Source organism: Pontibacter sp. E15-1 (assembly GCF_022601975.1).
In the GTDB taxonomy this organism is placed as follows: Bacteria; Bacteroidota; Bacteroidia; order Cytophagales; family Hymenobacteraceae; genus Pontibacter.
The window spans coordinates 69,113-86,249 of record NZ_JAKVIR010000014.1; the positions used below are offsets into that span (position 1 = coordinate 69,113).

Annotated in this window: 21 protein-coding genes; 11 read left to right on the top strand and 10 right to left on the bottom strand. The window is 52.8% G+C overall.

Annotation, left to right across the window (positions count from 1 at the left end; translation table 11 throughout):
• Nucleotides 1-5 precede the first annotated feature (5 nt).
• Nucleotides 6-260 (top strand): acyl carrier protein, encoded by a 255-nt coding sequence (locus MKJ04_RS11350; protein WP_241641756.1) that lies wholly within the window; start codon nt 6-8, stop codon nt 258-260.
• 171 nt (nt 261-431) lie between these two features.
• Here MKJ04_RS11350 and MKJ04_RS11355 read toward each other — a convergent pair whose 3' ends face one another.
• From MKJ04_RS11355 to MKJ04_RS11365, 3 genes are all read right to left on the bottom strand, one after another.
• Nucleotides 432-1,172, bottom strand: a complete 741-nt coding sequence (locus MKJ04_RS11355; RefSeq protein WP_241641757.1) for a M48 family metallopeptidase — start codon at nt 1,170-1,172, stop codon at nt 432-434.
• 258 nt (nt 1,173-1,430) lie between these two features.
• Nucleotides 1,431-2,060 carry a YkvA family protein gene (locus tag MKJ04_RS11360; protein ID WP_241641758.1) on the bottom strand — a complete coding sequence of 210 codons (630 nt, stop codon included), beginning with the start codon at nt 2,058-2,060 and terminating at the stop codon, nt 1,431-1,433.
• Nucleotides 2,061-2,258: 198 nt separating this feature from the next.
• Nucleotides 2,259-2,888 (bottom strand): C40 family peptidase, encoded by a 630-nt coding sequence (locus tag MKJ04_RS11365; protein ID WP_241641759.1) that lies wholly within the window; start codon nt 2,886-2,888, stop codon nt 2,259-2,261.
• Nucleotides 2,889-3,180: 292 nt separating this feature from the next.
• On the opposite strand from MKJ04_RS11365, the gene MKJ04_RS11370 reads away from it, so the two are divergent.
• Nucleotides 3,181-3,558, top strand: a complete 378-nt coding sequence (locus tag MKJ04_RS11370) for a hypothetical protein (RefSeq protein ID WP_241641760.1) — start codon at nt 3,181-3,183, stop codon at nt 3,556-3,558.
• A gap of 193 nt (nt 3,559-3,751) precedes the next feature.
• Nucleotides 3,752-4,309 (top strand): type 1 glutamine amidotransferase domain-containing protein, encoded by a 558-nt coding sequence (locus MKJ04_RS11375; protein WP_241641761.1) that lies wholly within the window; start codon nt 3,752-3,754, stop codon nt 4,307-4,309.
• Between the two features lie 85 nt (nt 4,310-4,394).
• Here the strand turns inward: MKJ04_RS11375 and MKJ04_RS11380 are convergent, their stop codons facing one another.
• Entirely contained in the window at nt 4,395-4,943 is a 549-nt protein-coding gene (locus MKJ04_RS11380) for a DUF6992 family protein (protein WP_241641762.1), read from the bottom strand.
• A 120-nt stretch (nt 4,944-5,063) separates the two neighbouring features.
• On the bottom strand, nt 5,064-5,792 hold the full coding sequence (locus tag MKJ04_RS11385) for a YceI family protein (RefSeq protein WP_241641763.1): 729 nt from the start codon (nt 5,790-5,792) through the stop codon (nt 5,064-5,066).
• A 740-nt stretch (nt 5,793-6,532) separates the two neighbouring features.
• On the opposite strand from MKJ04_RS11385, the gene MKJ04_RS11390 reads away from it, so the two are divergent.
• Nucleotides 6,533-7,435 (top strand): histone deacetylase, encoded by a 903-nt coding sequence (locus MKJ04_RS11390; RefSeq protein ID WP_241641764.1) that lies wholly within the window; start codon nt 6,533-6,535, stop codon nt 7,433-7,435.
• A gap of 36 nt (nt 7,436-7,471) precedes the next feature.
• Here MKJ04_RS11390 and MKJ04_RS11395 read toward each other — a convergent pair whose 3' ends face one another.
• The 4 genes from MKJ04_RS11395 to MKJ04_RS11410 all read right to left on the bottom strand — a co-directional run bounded on the left by MKJ04_RS11395 (nt 7,472) and on the right by MKJ04_RS11410 (nt 10,850).
• Nucleotides 7,472-7,681 carry a hypothetical protein gene (locus tag MKJ04_RS11395; RefSeq protein ID WP_241641765.1) on the bottom strand — a complete coding sequence of 70 codons (210 nt, stop codon included), beginning with the start codon at nt 7,679-7,681 and terminating at the stop codon, nt 7,472-7,474.
• A gap of 57 nt (nt 7,682-7,738) precedes the next feature.
• Nucleotides 7,739-8,443: a methyltransferase domain-containing protein gene (locus tag MKJ04_RS11400; RefSeq protein WP_241641766.1), complete on the bottom strand. Its 705-nt coding sequence runs from the start codon at nt 8,441-8,443 to the stop codon at nt 7,739-7,741.
• Nucleotides 8,418-9,545, bottom strand: a complete 1,128-nt coding sequence (locus MKJ04_RS11405) for a type III polyketide synthase (protein WP_241641767.1) — start codon at nt 9,543-9,545, stop codon at nt 8,418-8,420. Before MKJ04_RS11405 ends, MKJ04_RS11400 begins: the two co-directional genes overlap by 26 nt.
• Nucleotides 9,546-9,734: 189 nt before the next feature.
• The gene (locus MKJ04_RS11410) at nt 9,735-10,850 is read right to left on the bottom strand and encodes an NAD(P)/FAD-dependent oxidoreductase (RefSeq protein WP_241641768.1); all 1,116 of its coding nucleotides are present in this window, start codon (nt 10,848-10,850) and stop codon (nt 9,735-9,737) included.
• Nucleotides 10,851-11,016: 166 nt separating this feature from the next.
• On the opposite strand from MKJ04_RS11410, the gene MKJ04_RS11415 reads away from it, so the two are divergent.
• The gene (locus MKJ04_RS11415; RefSeq protein ID WP_241641769.1) at nt 11,017-11,397 is read left to right on the top strand and encodes a T9SS type A sorting domain-containing protein; all 381 of its coding nucleotides are present in this window, start codon (nt 11,017-11,019) and stop codon (nt 11,395-11,397) included.
• Between the two features lie 96 nt (nt 11,398-11,493).
• Here MKJ04_RS11415 and MKJ04_RS11420 read toward each other — a convergent pair whose 3' ends face one another.
• Nucleotides 11,494-11,844, bottom strand: a complete 351-nt coding sequence (locus MKJ04_RS11420) for a hypothetical protein (RefSeq protein WP_241641770.1) — start codon at nt 11,842-11,844, stop codon at nt 11,494-11,496.
• 7 nt (nt 11,845-11,851) lie between these two features.
• Between MKJ04_RS11420 and MKJ04_RS11425 the strand changes: the two genes are divergently transcribed.
• From MKJ04_RS11425 to MKJ04_RS11450, 6 genes are all read left to right on the top strand, one after another.
• Nucleotides 11,852-12,067, top strand: a complete 216-nt coding sequence (locus MKJ04_RS11425) for a hypothetical protein (protein ID WP_241641771.1) — start codon at nt 11,852-11,854, stop codon at nt 12,065-12,067.
• Nucleotides 12,068-12,317: 250 nt separating this feature from the next.
• Nucleotides 12,318-13,571: a site-specific integrase gene (locus MKJ04_RS11430; RefSeq protein ID WP_241641772.1), complete on the top strand. Its 1,254-nt coding sequence runs from the start codon at nt 12,318-12,320 to the stop codon at nt 13,569-13,571.
• Between the two features lie 13 nt (nt 13,572-13,584).
• Nucleotides 13,585-14,400, top strand: coding sequence for a hypothetical protein (locus tag MKJ04_RS11435; protein WP_241641773.1), 816 nt, complete (start codon nt 13,585-13,587; stop codon nt 14,398-14,400).
• Nucleotides 14,401-14,498: 98 nt separating this feature from the next.
• Entirely contained in the window at nt 14,499-14,810 is a 312-nt protein-coding gene (locus MKJ04_RS11440) for a helix-turn-helix domain-containing protein (protein ID WP_241641774.1), read from the top strand.
• Nucleotides 14,811-14,812: 2 nt separating this feature from the next.
• Nucleotides 14,813-15,571: a BT4734/BF3469 family protein gene (locus tag MKJ04_RS11445; protein WP_241641775.1), complete on the top strand. Its 759-nt coding sequence runs from the start codon at nt 14,813-14,815 to the stop codon at nt 15,569-15,571.
• 17 nt (nt 15,572-15,588) lie between these two features.
• Nucleotides 15,589-17,052, top strand: coding sequence for a PriCT-2 domain-containing protein (locus MKJ04_RS11450; RefSeq protein ID WP_241641776.1), 1,464 nt, complete (start codon nt 15,589-15,591; stop codon nt 17,050-17,052).
• The last annotated feature ends 85 nt before the right edge of the window (nt 17,053-17,137 follow it).

Below are 17,137 nucleotides of genomic sequence, written 5' to 3' on the forward strand. Positions count from 1 at the left end.
GACTTATGTTGCTAAAAGACAAAGCGATTGAGAAGAAGGTGATTCGGATCATCAGCAAAACCAAGGAGATACGACCTGCCCGCTTGCGGGCCAACAGGCGCCTGTTTCAGCATTTTGGCTTCGACACGGTAGACGTCGTGGACATCATTCTGGAACTGGAGAAAAACTTTCAGATCACCATCCCGGATGAGGTGCCGATCGACACGGTGGGCGATTTCATACAGTACGTGGAGACGCACGCCCTCCGGAAGGCTGACTGAGCCGGGCAGTTTATACCCCTAAAAGCAAAAGCGAGGAGCACAGCAGTGCTCCTCGCTTTTTTTATGGCTGCCATGTAAACCGGCTCAAATGCTGGCAAGGCGCGGGCCCTGGGCTTTGTTTAAGCGCGCGTGTACTGGTTTGTCCTGTAAAGTTTTGTCGATAGGGTGTCGTTAAAAGATGGAGATGCGGAATGCCTTCAGCTTCTTGTCAAGGTTTTTGGAGTCGGGGCAAACGGTGTCGAGCAGGGCCCAGAACTGCGGCCCGTGGTTTTTCTCCACTGTGTGCGCCAGCTCGTGCAGGATCACATAGTCGCAGAGGTCTTCCGGGAGGCGCATCAGGTGCAGGTTCAGGTTGATGTTGTCGTTAAACGAGCAGCTGCCCCACCGCGATTTGGCGTTCTTGATGAACACGTTCTGATACGTGAACCCAAACTTCTCGGCAAAATAGGCCAGCCGCTGGGGCAGGTACTGTTTTGCCTCCTTGCGGTATGCCTCCTCAATCGACTTGCGGATGAACTTCTGCACATCGGCCTCGCATACATCCTTAAAGGCGGGGTAAAACACGTTGATGTAGCCGTTTTCGACGAGGCAGCGCATGTCGTAGCGCGCGTGCGTGAGCAGGCGCAGGGTATGGTGCCTGGTCCTGAAGTCAGAGTCGTGGGTATAAACCGTCACCTTCTCCTCCTGCTCCTCCATCCGGGACTGGTGTTCCCGGATCCAATCGGCTTTGGTATAGATAAGCTGTTCCGCTTTTTCGAAACTGATATGCGGTGGCACGGCTACGCGCACTCCTTTGAGGGGGCGCACACTAATGCTCAGGCGTTTTGCTTTGTCGCTACGCTCAAACAAAACTTTCCCGATTCCATCAATGTGCAAGTTAACGGAAGAAAGACGAAGAAATGATGAAGACACTTGGCTAAGAGTTAAAGTACAAAATTCTACGTCCAAATATATAGAATAATTTACTTAAAAAAAGTCTATTGATGAATGATTTATGAGATTTTGTTAAAATTAATGTATTTGTATTGTGCTATATCTGAATAAAGTAGGGCTATGATAAGAGGGGCAGAAACCGGCTTAATAAAGTTGCTGCGTGGCAGATAAGTGCAAAAAAAAGCGGCGGCAAACCTGTCTTCTGGTTTGCCGCCGCTTTTTTACCGTGTTGTGGGCTTAGCGCACGTTGCCGCCTGTCGGGAGGTCGTCGGCACTGTTTTTAGGCGCGCGGCTGCTGTCGGTGGTGGCGGCGCGCAGCGAGGGCTCGTGGGTGCTGGTGGTGCTGGTGTCATTGTTCGCACTGTCGCTGTATTTGGGGGTGCCCCACGAGGGGTCTGCATTGTGCGGCTCCGCGTCGTGCTGTGCCACAACGGGCTCCACTTTCAGCGGGCGGCTCACTTCCCAGTCTTTATACTTGTCCAACTCCGACTTAATGCTCGTCATGAACCAAGCCAGCAAGGTGGCGTCGTCCAGGAATCCAATCACCGGTATCATGTCCGGGATCAAGTCAATCGGCGTGATGAAGTAGATCAGCACGGCCACCCCGCCCACCAGCGTGGAAGACGGAATGCCTCTGTACTCGCCGGACATGGCCGCCTTGAGCATGCGCGTCAGCAGTTGCAGGCTTTCCCATACCTCGCTGGCCAGCGCGCCAACCCCTTTCTTCGAGGAGGCTTTCTTGAGGGTGTCAGTGATCAGCTGGGCTACCTGCGAGGGGTGTTTCAGGTATACCTCTGCTTTTTTGAGGATGTTCTTAAAGAAAGGGCTTTGCGCGATGCTTTTGCCCTCTGTTCTGTTATTCTCCATAATGTGAATGTGTAAGTGCTTAAGCTTTGTGGGTTTTGGCTGATTTGGCTTTTGCAATGATGCATGCAAGTTGCTCAAACAACGCTTTCCTTTCTATACTTGCTGCCATTAATTTTGTTATGGGCGGGGTAAAAACAAAAAGGCCCCGCAGAAATATCTGCAGGGCCTTCCGTTTGGGGCACATAGGCCTGCCAGCGGCTAGATTACACGGCCGGCTGCATAAAAGTTCTTGCTGTAATAGGGCTCTTTTAGCGAGCTTACCCGTACGCCGCCGTTGGTGGCCGAGTGGATAAACTTGTTGTTTTTGAGGTAGATGCCCACATGGTAAATCGGGCCTTTGGCGCTGCGCCGGAAAAACACGAGGTCGCCGGTGCGCATCTTGCCCTTGTTTACGCGCCGCACATCCTGAAACATAGAGCCGGAGCTGCGGCTAAGGTTAACCCCATACACATCGTGGAAAACGCGCGTCACGAAGCCCGAGCAGTCTGTGCCCTTCCGGGAATTGCGGCCATACTGGTAGGGGGTGCCAATCCAGGCAGAGGCGGTTTCCACCAGCTGCTTGTAGTTAGGGTCCTTAAAGCGCAGGCCCAGCTTCCTGACGTAGTACTCTTTCAGAACGGGCTCCGGGGCAGCGGTGTCTGCCGCCGGCGCGCTCCACTCCATGGCGCGCACCATGTCCTCAGGCGAGTTTATTGCGTAGGGAGTAACAGGGGCCGTGGCTGTGGCACCCGCTACTGGGGTGCCCTGCTGCGTCGGGGAAACCTCGTAGAGGTAAGAAAGCGCCAGCGAAATAACGGCCAGCGCACTCAGGATAACAGATTTTGTCATAGGGTTTAGCTTGTATGCGGCTGCCTGGGCAGCTTCACAGTTTCACCTTTTGGCGAGCGTTTGGGCCTTGGCAAACAAGCCTGCCAAGGCCCAAACGCGCTTCCCGAGGTATGGATTCTCCTTAGGAAGCTGGCAAAAATAGGCACTACAATCCAAAGTAGCAAACATAGGGGTGTAGGTACTTGCCTGTAAATGTGACGATTCTGTAAATCAACGCCGTTTGCTTGCCCTCAGCGTACTATTTTAGCGCCTGCCAACAAGGGGCGGGCGCATCCATTTTGCAGTCAGAGAAATGAAGTATAAAGTTGTAGAACGCTCGCTGTTTGCCAGAATTGCCCGCATGGTGCTCAAGAGCAGCAACGTGGCCATGGTGCTGGGCAAGAGCATCCACCTGAGCGGCGTGAGCCGCGAGAGCTTCCTGAAAGACGAGGGGTGGCTGGCCCATGAGCTGTGCCATATCCGGCAGTTTCAGGAGCACGGTTTTCTGCGGTTTCTGTGGCTATACCTGCGGGAGTCGATGCGGGTAGGCTACTACCATAACAAGTATGAGGTAGAGGCCCGCCTTGAGGGGATGAAGCACCGCCGCCACCTGAACCCCGCCAGCCGCGCCGAAACCACCATCGACCCGACCGGGCTCCCGCTCCCCATCGATAGCAAACGCGACACCTAAAGCGCACTGTGAAGGGTATGGCATATTGCCTTTTCCGTGGCTGTCGCTTCCGGGGTGTCCGTGCCGTGCGCCGTTAACAAAATCTCCTTTCATCCGTTGTTTATACAACGAACTAAGCGTGTGCTTGAATTTAGCTTCCGGAAGGTGAATTTTAAGCATAGGCTACTTATGTAACACAAAAAACAAACTGAAAATGGCAAACAAACTGGAAGGAAAGAAAATAGCGATATTGGTGGAAGAAGGATTTGAGCAGGTAGAGCTTACCAAGCCGCTGCAGGCCCTGAAAGACGAAGGAGCCGAGGCGCATATCATCTCCCCAAACAAAAACAGCGAGATTAAGGCCTGGAACCATACCGAATGGGGCGACAAGTTTACCGTAGACAAAAAACTGAGCGACGTGAAGGCCGAGGACTATAGCGCACTGCTGCTGCCCGGCGGCGTGATGAACCCGGACAAACTGCGCACCAATCAGGAGGCTGTAAGCTTTGTGGATAAGTTTATGGCAGCTGGCAAACCGGTGGCGGCCATCTGCCACGCCCCCTGGACCCTGATTGAGACAGGCCGCGTGCGGGGCAAAAAAATGACCAGTTACCATACCCTGAAAACCGACCTGAAAAACGCCGGTGCCGATTGGGTAGACCAGGAAGTGGTAGTAGACAACGGCCTGGTGACCAGCCGCAACCCAGACGACATCCCCGCTTTCAACAAAAAGATGATCGAGGAGTTCGCGGAAGGGAAGCACGATCGTTAGGCAGCATTCCCGGCAGCATACATACTAAACAGCAAAAGGCCTCCTTCGGAAACAGGGGAGGCCTTTTGCGTATAATTTCGGGCCGTCAGGCTGTAGGGATAAGATAGTATAACTGCTCCGCCGACGACTCGAGCAGTATAACCAGCACCAGGTCCAGCAGGAAAAGGAAGAAGCCCTGTAAGACGATGGCCTTGCCCCAGCCCATCAGCTGCTCTGTTTTAGCCGAGTTCCGTGACCGCTCCTGCAGGTATGCGCCCAGCACGATGTAGGCCACATCCAGGCCCACGTTCAGGTACAGGATTTTTTTATACCATACATGCAGCTTCAGGCTTTGCAGCAGCGAGGCGGCAGCGGGGTCTTTAGAGAAGATGCTGTACAGGGCCGCCGCCGCGATGATCAGGTTCACGATATTCCAGTAAAGGTTCATCTGGAAATAAAACTTGCGGCTGCGCGTGGCTTTCGTCAGCTTAAAGCTGCCTGTTAGTATGTTCAGTATTGCCCAGCCGCCCAAAATCAGCATCCCAATTTTCAGTGAGGCTGCTTGCTGCTGGTTAAACGCCTGCAACGTGTTGCTTTGCGCAGAGGCTATAAAAGTGAAGAAGAGCAGCGGTAGCAGGCACCAAAATTTTTTCATAAAATAAACGTGTGTTTGAGAAGGAACGCACAAAACCTGCGCTTCGCATACCTGCCGGGAAATAGCTGCCCTGGCCAGAAACGGCTGTAGGTAAGCTGCCGGAGTATAAAGCGTTGGGTGTTAGTTGTCTTCGGGCTTTGCCACCAGGTCAATCCCGATGTTCACTTCCGGGTATATGGTCTTGTCTCCTAACGACCTGTCTGAGCGGTATACCAGGCCCCATTGGGTGCGGTCGATGTTGAAGTTAGCTTTGGCGTGCAGCAGCGAGTCCATCGTAACGCGGGCTGGAAAAGACACGCTCTTGGTTTGGCCTTTGATGGTGAGGTTACCCGTGATGCGGTGCGTGGGGTTTTTAAGCCGGAACTCGCCGTACGTGGCAGCGGGCTTTGCCGCATTTGCCGCCGCCTGCTCCCCGGTGCTGTCGATGCGGGCGATGCCTGTCATCTCGAAGGTTGCGGTAGGGAAACGCTCCACGTCGAAAAAATCGGCAGAGCGCAGGTGCGTTGTCAGCTTCCGGTTGCTCTCGGCGTCAATGGATTTATCCATAGAAGCCGTGTTGGCGACATCCATTACAAACTTTCCGCCGGTCAGCAGCCCATTGTCCATATACAGTTCCCCGCTCTTTATCCGAAACACCCCGTTATGGCGCCCCGTCATCTTCGAGCCAATCCAGGTCACCTCGCTTTTGGTGGTGTCTACTTTATATATATGCGTGGGATCGGCAAGGTCTTTTTTCTCCACAGCGTCGGCAATCACCGCCTCGTCTGTGTTGATGGTGGTATCGCAGGCGGCAAGCAGAAGCAGCATCACGCCAAAAAGCAATCGGGAGAGTGAAGGTATTTTGCCCATCGGTTTTTTAAAAGGTGAACAGCCCAGCATACGGTATGCTGTTGTGAGATACGCTTTAATAGGTGAAAATGATATATAGCCCCCTCGGTGGGGTGGCAACAGCCTAACATCGCGCGCAAGGCTGTGATCTGGCTGCCTTTACTTAAGCACATCAGAACCCTCTAAAAATCCCTGTGTCAAATAGGGGATGGTCTCCTCTGGCTCTGATTTCTGAGGTATGATTTCACACATGGATATCTTATAAAAGCCTTTCTGGGTTACAGGGTATAGAGCACCGGGAGCTACAGAAGCCATAGTGCAGTATATCAGCCGGTTTGGCAGGCCAAAAATGCCTGATTTGGTATGAATGAAGCAAATAACTGCCTCTGCGGTTATTGAATTATTCTAATGATTAAGGTGCGTAGCTAGGTGTTTTGCGCTAGACAAAATAATTAGCCAAAATATAGGCAAAGCTGTGGTTCGATATGAAATTGTAAAGAAATTTGCCCGTTTTTAACCTGTAGTTAACACATATTCGTGGATAACTATAGGCTGTCAACAAAGTTGTCCACAATTATCCACAACAAAAATGGGGAAAGCCTATGGATTTGCAAAAAACTACCTGACTTATCCACCGCCTTATTTTTGCTGCTAAGGCCTTTAGTTTTTGCACTGTCCGGTTATTCCTTTCTTTAGCACGTGCGCAAGCCTGTTTTTGATAGCCAGAACATGTGGCCGCGGATTTCTGTTAGCCTTATGCTATGCTTAAAATCGCCTGGACCGAAATTTTCGCCCACAGCCTTCCCGAGGGCCACCGCTTCCCGATGGCCAAGTACGACCTGCTGCCGGAGCAACTGCTTTATGAAGGCACCATCACGCCCGGGAACCTGTTTGCGCCGGGGCCTTTGCCCGAACAGCATATCCTGGATACCCACGATGCCACCTACTGGCAACGGCTTAGCCACTTGCAACTCACGGCTGCCGAGATCAGGAAAACCGGCTTTCCGCTCTCGGCAGAACTGATACAGCGGGAAATCGTGATCATGAACGGCACACTGCAGGCCACGCTGTTCGCGCTGGAGCATGGCATCGGGATGAACATTGCGGGCGGCACCCACCATGCCTTCACGGACCGTGGTGAAGGCTTCTGCCTGCTCAATGACATGGCCATTGCCGCCAACTACCTGCTCAGGCACAAGGGATTTCGCAAAATACTCATCGTGGACCTGGATGTGCACCAGGGCAACGGGACTGCCCAGATATTTGAGCACGAGCCACGGGTGTTTACCTTCAGCATGCACTGCGGGCACAATTATCCGTTCCACAAAGAGCAATCGGACCTGGACGTGCCGCTGGCCGTCGGCACCGGCGACAAGGCATACCTTCGCCAGCTAGCGCACCACCTGCCGCGCCTGCTTGAGGAGGAGCAGCCGGAGTTCGTGTTTTTTCAGTCGGGGGTGGATGTGCTGGCAACGGATAAACTGGGAAAGCTTGGGATGACCATTGCCGGCTGCAAAGAGCGCGACCGCCTTGTGCTGGAATTGTGCCACCGGCATAGGCTTCCGGTAACAGTGAGTATGGGCGGGGGCTACTCCCAGCAGATTGCGCATATAGTAGAGGCACACGCCAACACCTTCCGGCTGGCGCAGCATATATACTTTTGAGAAGCAACGCGCGCTACTGTGGGCCGGAGGCAAGTGCTAATGCCGCGTCTTTAGCTTATCAGAGTCGTCCTTTTTGTTGGGGAGCAGCAGCTTTTTCAGAATGAAAAAGACAATCGGGGTAATTGCCAGCACCAGTATGGCCATCAGGATTACTTTCATCGCTTTTACAAGCAACGAGATGATGACCACCGAAATCACGACGGAGGCAATCAGAATCAACCAGAAATAGAGGGGTCTTTTGTCCATAGCGTTACGTTGGCTTCTAAGGTATAGCGCATGCGTGCTTGATCAAGATACAAAAAATCAGCGCCTAAGCAAAAGCAATTGCCACCGGAACGCCCACATCCAGCGCAACTCGAAGTGTTCGACGCCGGCCTGGCGGAGCAGATGGCGCAGCTCACTGCGCTTAAAGGCCCGCCATACCGACAGCGGCGCGTCGTTCCGGACCAGGTATGAGCTTGGGAAGATACGGGTGATGTACTTGATCGCGTAGTATGCCAGCCAGTGCCGGTGCAGATCGTTCACGATGACGGCCTGCCGTGCCTGCCCGTGCAACTGCCGGAAAAGCCGGACGAGCTGCGCATCGGTAAAGTGATGGCAAAAAAGGCTGCAGACTATAATGTCGTAGGGGTGCCGGGCAAAGCTCTCGGAGAACACATCGTGCTGCTCCACGCGAATCTCCGGGTAAGCGCCACAGCGCTCCCTGGCATACTGCACCATGAAATCGTTGGCGTCTACCCCGGTCAGTTCCACGGCAATGTGCTTGCGTCGTGCCCAGCGGGCGATGCTTTGCAGGGTGTCGCCGCCGCCGCAGCCAATGTCTGCGATGCGGAGTGGGGATGTATGGTTTTTAGCCAGCTTGTCCAGGGCGTCCAGCACTACCCGATGGCCCCCCAGCCAATTGTTGATCACCTCCAGCTCCTTCAGGTTCTGGCGCAGCTCCTCACCGGAAAGCGTCAGGTCGTCCATCAGCTCGGGCTGGTTAGACCGCTGCCTCAGCTTCTGCATAGTGCACCTTCAGTAACATGGATTCGAGGGTGAGACCAGGACCGAAGGCAAAGCTCAGGATGGGCTCGTTCTGTTCCTCGGTTGTCAGGCTGTCCATGAGGCTCTTGAGCACAAAGAGCACCGTGGCCGACGACATGTTCCCGAAATCGCGCAGCACCTGGTAAGCAAAGCGGTTGTCGTTTTGGGTCATGCCCAGCTCCTGCTCAATTACCTCCAGAATGCGCCTGCCGCCCGGGTGTATGGCAAAAAGGCTGATCTCCGAGACCTTGGTTTTAAGCCCCTTCAGCAGCCGGTCCGTCAGCTCTTTGATGCCTTTCTTGATCAGGTCGGGCACGTAGGAGGAAAGGGTCATCTCAAAGCCGGTGTCGCCGATGTGCCAGGCCATCTCGCTTTTGCCGGCGGGGGCCAGGTCGCAATGAAACGACTGTAGTTCGAGGCTTACCTCCTCGTTTGGGTGGCTTTGCATCAGCACGGCCGCCGCGCCGTCGCCAAACAGGGCATTCGACACCAGATGGTCCGGGGCGGCGTCTTTCTGAAAATGGATCGTGCAGATCTCGGTGCACACCAGCATTACCTTGGCCAAAGGGGTAGACTTGCAGATGGCGTCTGCAAGCTTGATGGCGTTGAAAGCCGCGTAGCAGCCCATAAAATTGACGGCGGTGCGCTGTACGCTGGTAGAGAGCCCAAGGCGCTCCACCAGTTCGATATCCAGGCCGGGGGCATACATGCCGGTGCAGCTCACCGTGATCAGGTGCGTGATCTCTGGCAGCGACACTTTGGCCGCCTGCGTCAGGCAGTTGCGAATCGCCTGCTCCGACAGTTCCACCGCGTACTTGCGATACTCATTCATACGCGTCTGCACCGTCGGGAAAGGCTCCAGCGTTGGGGTGTTGGGATAAAAGGTGAAGTCGCCGTTCTGGCGGGTATAGTCCTGAAGCACGCTAAAGCGCTGGCCGATCCCCGACACGCGGTACAGGGCTTTGAGTTTGCGGGTGGCCTGCTCATCAAACTGCAGCGCGGACGCCATAAAATCCGCGATCTGCATCTGCGGTATTTTGTGGGGCGGGTTGGCCGTGCCGATGGCGCATATATAGCTCTTCATCTAGTTGGGGTTTCGTGTACCGTTTTTGTGTATCGGGTGATGCCGCATGCCTGCGTAACAGGCAAATGCGGCAGTTGTTGTAGCGATCGCGGGAATAAGCCGAAACACACTACCACAGTACGGATGCGCTTGCCGATAAGATTTGAGCCCGTGAGGGTGATGGGTCGCCAGCGGAAGGGCAGGCGACTGTCAGAAGGGCTGCCCGTGGGTGAGGCGCATGATGCGCTGTGTTACTGGCGGCAGGTGCCTGAGCGCCCCCACTGCCACCTCGGAGAGCAGCGTGCTGCCAAAAAGGTGCTGCACACCCCGGCCCACGCGCAGCCGTTGCGAAAACCGCTTGTTCCAGCTGCTGCTGTAGCCCTCCTCTAATGCTTTCCGGTTGTGGCCGTTCCGGAAGTAGTGCAGCACCTGCTCCGTAGCGATTTTGCCTGAGTGGATAGCCATGGCCATACCGTTGCCACAGAGCGGCGTGATCATACCTGCTGCGTCGCCGCACATCAGCATGTGGTTCTCGATACAGGTTTTAGTGGCAAAGGAGATTTCGTTGATCACTTCGGGCTGCTCATACAGGAACGTGGCCTGCTCAAAGATCCGGCGCAGGTGCGGGTTCTGATACAGCACTTCCCGCTCCATTTCCCCGATGCCGCCGTGCTGCTTTAGGTTCTGGCGGGTGGTCAGGTAGCAGAAGCAGTAGCGGTCTTTCTCAATGGCAGAGATGCCAGCATACCCGTCCCTGAAGTTGTGCAGGGCGATCAGGTCGCGGGGGAAGTCGTGCGCGATATGGTATTTGACGCCGATGTAGGGAGAGCGGGCCTTGAAAAAGGAACGGTTCAGCTGGCGGTCCAGCGTGGTGCGCTTGCCATAGGCACCCAGCACCACCGGTGCCTGCAACGAGTCGCCGCCAGACAAACGCACGGTAAAGGCATCGTCGTGAAAGCTGACCTGCTGCGCTGTTTGCTGCAACATAAAACAGACGCCCTGTTTCTCTGCCAGCTGGTAAAGGTAATGGTCGAGGGTGAAGCGGCTCAGGCCGAAACCCCCGAGGTCCAGCCTGGCATCCAGGGTTTTGCCTGTGGGCGACGAGAGTTGGAAGCGCGTGATGCGCGCGGGGCCAAGCGTGTGCAGCTCCACGCCGAGGGCACGCAGGTATGGCAGCACCTCGTTAGACACGTACTCCCCGCATACCCGATGAAAGGGGTATGATTTCTTTTCGATCAGTGTCACCTGCAGTCCGGCCCTCGCCATACCCAGTGCACTGACGAGGCCAGCCAGGCCACCCCCGATTATCACGACATCCTGCGTCAAATTATTTTACGTTATATATTTTTTTAATCCAATATCAAAAGCTTGATTTTGGTGAATGAGGTGCTTTTAAGGTGCACAATACAAGAACAAAAAAAGATGCCGCCCGTTCTAAATAAGTGGAACAACTTTTGATCATATCGAAACAAGACTTTACGACACAAGCTATATGAAACATCTTATACTTTCTCTTACCATCTGTATGACAGTGCTTTTGGCACAGGCCCAGGAGCGCATCCCGGTACAGGTGCAGGCCCAGCAGGCTGAGAAAGAAAATCCCCTTAACCTGGCGTCATCAGACGAGAAAATCGCTATCTACCCGAATCCAAGCAATGGTGTTTTCACCATCTCGGTTGCCAACCTCGACGCGCGCAAAGTAGACCTGCGGATCATGAACGTTATCGGTAACGAGATTCTACATGAAACGTTGGTTCGCACGGATGCGCAATTCTCGAAGACAATCGACCTTAACCGCTATGCCAAAGGCCTATACTATGTAAAGCTTGAGGCAGACGGGTATAGCACGGTGCGGCGGGTAGTGGTGAAATAACATTTCTTTGAACAGACAAAAAAGGCAGGCAGCCGCATGAAAGCGGCTGCCTGCCTTTTTTGTGCCTGACTCTGACGGCGAACAGACTGCCCAGTGCTATGGGCGCTCGGGCAAAATGGCCTTCGGGATATAGCCGGTTTGTGTGGAGGTGTCCTGCAGCAGGCGGGCCTTCACAAACACGGCTTGCGTTGTGTCGATAACATAAATCTGCTGCGACGTGTCGAAATAGGCCAGCACAGTGCCGTCGAAACTTGGGCGGGCATACAACTTCCCGTTGATCAGGCACTTCGAAACGTAGAGAATGTCTTTGGGCAATGGGGCGGGTATACCTGTCTCGCTGGCGATTGTGGCCTCAGCATCGTCCTGCTCCATAAACGTGCGGTTGCCGTTGCAGGCGGCAAGGCTGAAGAGGGCGGCGAAAAGGGCAAGTGCAGAAGCGACTTTCATCTGAGGTATGACATGGCTTGCTACCTATATATGTATTTTTGCAGATAATGTTGCTGCCGGGGCGCATCTTTTTAGCGAAGCAACTCAATTCATACGTAATCGGCTTGGTGGCAAAGCACTTTATACCTATCGCGGCCAAAGGAATTACAAAAGAGATTTATTCGGCGTCGGCACCGCAAAGGATGAGCGGCTGCAATTTTCTTGTGCAGCCGCAGGATTCTGAAGTGCATAAAAAAGCCCCTGCACGGGCGTTGCAGGGGCTTCGGGTGTGGCCTTGCCGCGAGAAGAACCTTTTTGCCACATCTTATTTTGTCTGAGGTTAAAGTGCCAGTTTAGATTGTTCTAAGCATGTTTTTCCTTTTCGAAAGCATAGGGTAATATAAAATATCATAGGGTAAGATAAAGTTTGGTGTCCGAAATGTTTCCGAGGATCCCGGATATTTGTATCTTGCCATATATCAGAGGCAAACTGTATGACACTGAATTACTACCTGGATAAGCCGAAGTCCGAGGCGGACACGGCTATCTATCTGTTTCTCCGGATCGGCAAGCAGACCATCAAAATCAAGAGTAGCCAATACATCCATCCCCGGCACTGGAACACCAAAGCCGACAAGCACGGCAACCATGTCAAACGGAGTTACACCGGCCATGTGGAGTTCAACGGCTGGCTGGACGGTTTCAAAAAGGACATTCACCAGATTTATAACCAGAAGACCAGCAGCAGCGCCGTGACCATCCCGGAGCTGCGCCAGGCAGTACAGGGCTTTCTGGAGAAGAAGGAACCCACTCAATCCACCGGATTCTTTGAGCACTTCCAGAACTTCATTGACATCAACAAAACCCAACGCCGGCCAGCCACCGTGGCAAAGTACAAAGTGGTGAAAAAGCACCTGGAGAACTTTTGCACCGATAAGCGGTATCCTATCGCTTTCGATAACATCGACCTACACTTTTTCGACCTGTTCAAGAGCTACGCCGTGGGAACGCTGCACCACACCGACAACACGCTGTGGAAGGACTTTGCCATCATCAAGACCTTCATGAACTGGGCCTTGGATCGGGGGCTACACCAGAACCTGGCCTACAACAAGTTCAAGGCGCCACAGAAGGAGGTGGAGATCATCTACCTGACCGAGGCGGAGTTGATGAGGCTCTATGATCTAAACCTAAAAGCAGGTAGTACCATGTCCAAGGTGAGGGACGTGTTCTGCTTCGGGTGCTTCACTGGGCAGCGCTATTCTGACATAGCCAACCTGCGCCGCAATGACATCAAAGGCGACCGCTGGGTGCTGCGTACCGTGAAGACCGACCGAAGCCACCAGGTTCCCCTCAACGCTTTTGCCCTAGCTATCCTGGATAAGTATGAAGATGCTGCTCGGCCGCTGCCGGTTATGAGCAACCAGAAGACTAACGAGTACCTGAAGCAGTTGGGGGAACTGGCGGAGATCAATGATCCTACTACCCTCACCAAGCGGCGCGGTTCGGAGAAGCTGGTCAACACGCAGCCTAAGCACAAGTTCATGAGCACCCACACCGCCCGGCGTACTTTTATCACGCTCTCGCTGGAGAAGGGCATGCGGCCGGAGGTGGTGATGCGGATCTCCGGCCACTCAAATTATTCCTCCTTCAAGAAATATATCAAGATCAGCGAGAAGGTGGCCGAGGTGGAGATGAATACGGTGTGGCAGCTGCCGGCGCCGGTGGAAATGAAGGTAGTGTCTTAAGATTAGGGGGGAGATGGAAAATTCAAAAGAATTTAACTTGAAAGTTTGGGTATTAGAGGTTGCAGAGGGAATACCATTTACGGATAATGTCGAATTGTACTTAAACAGTGCGCTCGAAAGTTTTCCACCTAAATATACATCAGAAGCTATACAGTTGCTAACTGAGCAACTGTATACTACTAAGGCGCGATACAAAGAGGACGTACTACTTGCAAGGAAGATATTAAGTAAAGACCCCAACATCATGCCCAATTCACTAGCGGCTTTTATACGGACACCCGGCAGCGATCATACTTGGAAGTTAGCGAGGATTAAGGTTGCGCGCAGACTATTAAAGAATTATAGCATAAGCACACAGGTTCGGAAAACAGAAGAAAGCAATGTTGTTGATAATGCATTGCTGGAGACAATTGGAGTGCATGAGGAAGGGGAGAAGAGGCCCGTGCCTGAGTCGCAGCTTTCAACTCTAAATGACACGCGGTTAAAATATAACTGTTCCCCCGACAAGGCAAAAGACTACTTCATGCAGTTGGCTAAATTCTATGAAGAAGAGCATGTTTTAAACTTTATACATGCCAGCTTTGAGGGTTTTCCGACCTCTGGGAAGCCTGTAAAATTTAAAGACCTACAAGAGGTCAAGGCGGGGTGGGTGCGAAAAATGTTTTATGACTTCTGGTATTACTGCGCTCTAGACAAGAAACAAGACGCCTATGTGCAGGCTGTGCTTGACAACTTTGAGACTTTCTCTTGTGAGCATGAAACACTAAGGAAATCGTTTAAACGAGTGACCCCTAAAGATTATCCATTTTCTTGTAAAATCTTGCGTTAGCCTCGTGCGATTCATGCGTTTTTTAGTGCGACAAAACTTGTCGCATCATTCGCATTTCATCCTTTTTACTCCTTTGCATCATACCTAAACAATTAGATATGAGTGCAAAGGAGTTTTCATTTAAAGCGGAGCTACTGACCGATCAGGAGATAGATCAAATAGCCGACTGCGTGGTGCGCAAGTTGCTGCAGCACGTCCCCACCTTGGCCACCGGGCCGGAAAAACCGGCAGAGGCCCCTATTAAAATGCGAGATGTATGCCGTCTGTTGCAGATCTCCGATACCACCGCCCGAGACTGGATAAGAAAAGGAACACTACCCTGCCACCGAAAGGGCAACCGCGTCTACTTCTTTAAGTCCGAGGTCCTACAATCGCTGGAGCAGCCACTACGCAGAACATGGGGGGGGTGACCATGGAAGCAGCGACAATATCAGAGGCAAAGGAAGAGTACTACCACCACACCTACCCGGAACTCTGCCAGCTGCTTGGAGAGGCTGGGGCGCTGGAGAAAGTAGCGTTATACCAAAATCTCATTCAGAAGCACGGTGCTAATTGGGTAATAGGCAATTGTGAACTGCTGGCCACCTACCAGAATCCATCACTAGCACCGCTGCCGCCGTTGCTGGACGCAGTGGTTAGTGTCTTTTACCGGCCGGTGACCAACACGACGCACCAAAAGCAGCTGACACTCCATGCAGTTGTTAACCTGATCAGAGGCGATGCCTTCCGGTATGAGACCGACCAGCTGCGCACGATTAAGGCGAAGAAGGAAAACCGGCAATACAAAGCCACCGCCTTTTCCTATGCCACCTTCTCCGGAACATTCAATCATAGGGATGATGCAGGGCTGGACAAGCATTCAGGACTTATCTGTATTGACATTGACCACTTGGAGAGCAGCCTGCCAGAGATAAGAGCCGCCATCATTGCGGATCCGGCCACGGTGGTTTGCTTCATCAGTCCCAATGGTGATGGACTGAAGGTCCTGTATGAAATGGACATAGCCAAGCACAGCCAACAATGGTGGTACGAAGGCTATAGAGAGTACCTGTCTGGCAGTTTTGGCCTGGACATGGGCAAGCTCGATCCACAGTGCAAGAACGTCAGCCGCGCCTGCTTCCTGCCTCACGACCCTACTGTTTTCATCAACCCTCACTTCGTCACACAATGACCTACCAACCCATAGACTTGGCAGCATTCCGCTCAAATAGCACTCCAACACCAGCAGAAAAACCAGTAAAGAAAGCAGCTCCTGTTAACCAGGAGGAGGCGGATCTGGAGCACGTTGTTAGTCAGCTCGAGAGCCGGCGTATTGACCTAACCACGGATTATGGCGATTGGGTTAAGATGGGTTTTGCCTTTGCCAGCTTGGGAGATACTGGACGTAAATATTTTCACCGCGTCAGCAGCATATACACTGGTTATGATTACCAGGAGTGCGATAAGCAGTTTGATATCAGCTACAGGAACCACGACGGCAGAACCAATATTGCCAGCTTCTTTCAGTATTGTAAAGATGGCGGGCTGGATATCTCAGCTTCAGCTCAGAATAGAATAGACAATCAGCCGAGGTTACCCAAAACCCCAGCACTGCAAGCCACAGCCACTTCAGAGCTAACAATGGAGGAAAGGTATGAGGCGCTGCAAAAATTCAGGTTTAGTGCTGACAAGCCTATACCTAAGCCTGAGCCGGGAATTAGCATTGACGGGAATGTCATAGCGACACCTGGCAACCTGATCACCTTTGTAGGACAGGCAAAGTCTGGCAAGAGCGGTATAGTAGCCGGTATCACTGCAGGAGCGTTAGCGCTGCCTGGCGACATTATCGATACTCTGGGCTTTACGGTGCAGCGCAATGTAGATGAAAAGGCATTCATTCATATCGATAGCGAGCAGTCTTACTACAATCACTACGCTGGAATGATGAAGGTTCTGAAGCGCGCCGGAAGGCCTAGGGAGCCGGACTGGCTTCACTCCTACAACTTCAAGAGCATCGACATTGCCGCGCGTACCGAAGACCTGAGCATGTTGTTTCAGGTGCTGTCTGAAAGACACGGTGGTATTCATATGGCTGTAATTGATGGTGGTGCGGACCTGGTGTTTGACCCAAACGACCAGAAGGAAAGCAACACCTCCATTGCATTCCTGGAGGCACTGGCCAATCAGCATAATTGCGTGATCATTGTGGTGGTTCACTTTAACCCCGGCAGTGATGGGAAGGTGCGCGGCCACTATGGTAGCCAGCTGGAGCGCAAGTGTGAGAGTGTAGTTGCAGTTAGCAAAGATGAAGACTCTGAGATTAGCACGATCAAAGGCAAGTACCTGCGCAACAGCGGGCTCATACCGAACCTTCAGTTCCGGTATGATGTGGAGAAAGGCTACCATATTTACTGCGGCACTCTTACCAAAGTATCCCGGGCAGACAAAAAGCAAAGTGAGTTGCAGCTGTTGGCTAAATCTGTCTTTGAGGCAGGCCTGAAGCAGTACACCTACACTAAGCTATATGAGACAATCATGAAGCTAGAGGACGTCAAGGACCGGACCGCCAAGAGCCGGATAAAGGATATGCTGGAGGCTAATTTGATTATGAAGACCGGTGATGAGGAACCGGTTTACTCTCTCATCACACCCCCTGAAAATACATCCGATTAGGTATGGTGCAATGGTGCAAAACATGGTGCAATTGCACTCCTGCACCATCGAGCGCATATGTGGTGCAGGAGTGCAGCCGACATAT

Coding starts and splice junctions, on each gene's coding strand:
- MKJ04_RS11350 (WP_241641756.1), top strand. CDS start 6: ATGTTGCTAAAAGACAAAGCGATTGAGAAGAAGGTGATTCGGATCATC.
- MKJ04_RS11360 (WP_241641758.1), bottom strand. CDS start 2,060: ATGGAGAATAACAGAACAGAGGGCAAAAGCATCGCGCAAAGCCCTTTC.
- MKJ04_RS11365 (WP_241641759.1), bottom strand. CDS start 2,888: ATGACAAAATCTGTTATCCTGAGTGCGCTGGCCGTTATTTCGCTGGCG.
- MKJ04_RS11370 (WP_241641760.1), top strand. CDS start 3,181: ATGAAGTATAAAGTTGTAGAACGCTCGCTGTTTGCCAGAATTGCCCGC.
- MKJ04_RS11375 (WP_241641761.1), top strand. CDS start 3,752: ATGGCAAACAAACTGGAAGGAAAGAAAATAGCGATATTGGTGGAAGAA.
- MKJ04_RS11380 (WP_241641762.1), bottom strand. CDS start 4,943: ATGAAAAAATTTTGGTGCCTGCTACCGCTGCTCTTCTTCACTTTTATA.
- MKJ04_RS11385 (WP_241641763.1), bottom strand. CDS start 5,792: ATGGGCAAAATACCTTCACTCTCCCGATTGCTTTTTGGCGTGATGCTG.
- MKJ04_RS11390 (WP_241641764.1), top strand. CDS start 6,533: ATGCTTAAAATCGCCTGGACCGAAATTTTCGCCCACAGCCTTCCCGAG.
- MKJ04_RS11395 (WP_241641765.1), bottom strand. CDS start 7,681: ATGGACAAAAGACCCCTCTATTTCTGGTTGATTCTGATTGCCTCCGTC.
- MKJ04_RS11400 (WP_241641766.1), bottom strand. CDS start 8,443: ATGCAGAAGCTGAGGCAGCGGTCTAACCAGCCCGAGCTGATGGACGAC.
- MKJ04_RS11405 (WP_241641767.1), bottom strand. CDS start 9,545: ATGAAGAGCTATATATGCGCCATCGGCACGGCCAACCCGCCCCACAAA.
- MKJ04_RS11415 (WP_241641769.1), top strand. CDS start 11,017: ATGAAACATCTTATACTTTCTCTTACCATCTGTATGACAGTGCTTTTG.
- MKJ04_RS11420 (WP_241641770.1), bottom strand. CDS start 11,844: ATGAAAGTCGCTTCTGCACTTGCCCTTTTCGCCGCCCTCTTCAGCCTT.
- MKJ04_RS11425 (WP_241641771.1), top strand. CDS start 11,852: ATGACATGGCTTGCTACCTATATATGTATTTTTGCAGATAATGTTGCT.
- MKJ04_RS11430 (WP_241641772.1), top strand. CDS start 12,318: ATGACACTGAATTACTACCTGGATAAGCCGAAGTCCGAGGCGGACACG.
- MKJ04_RS11435 (WP_241641773.1), top strand. CDS start 13,585: ATGGAAAATTCAAAAGAATTTAACTTGAAAGTTTGGGTATTAGAGGTT.
- MKJ04_RS11440 (WP_241641774.1), top strand. CDS start 14,499: ATGAGTGCAAAGGAGTTTTCATTTAAAGCGGAGCTACTGACCGATCAG.
- MKJ04_RS11445 (WP_241641775.1), top strand. CDS start 14,813: ATGGAAGCAGCGACAATATCAGAGGCAAAGGAAGAGTACTACCACCAC.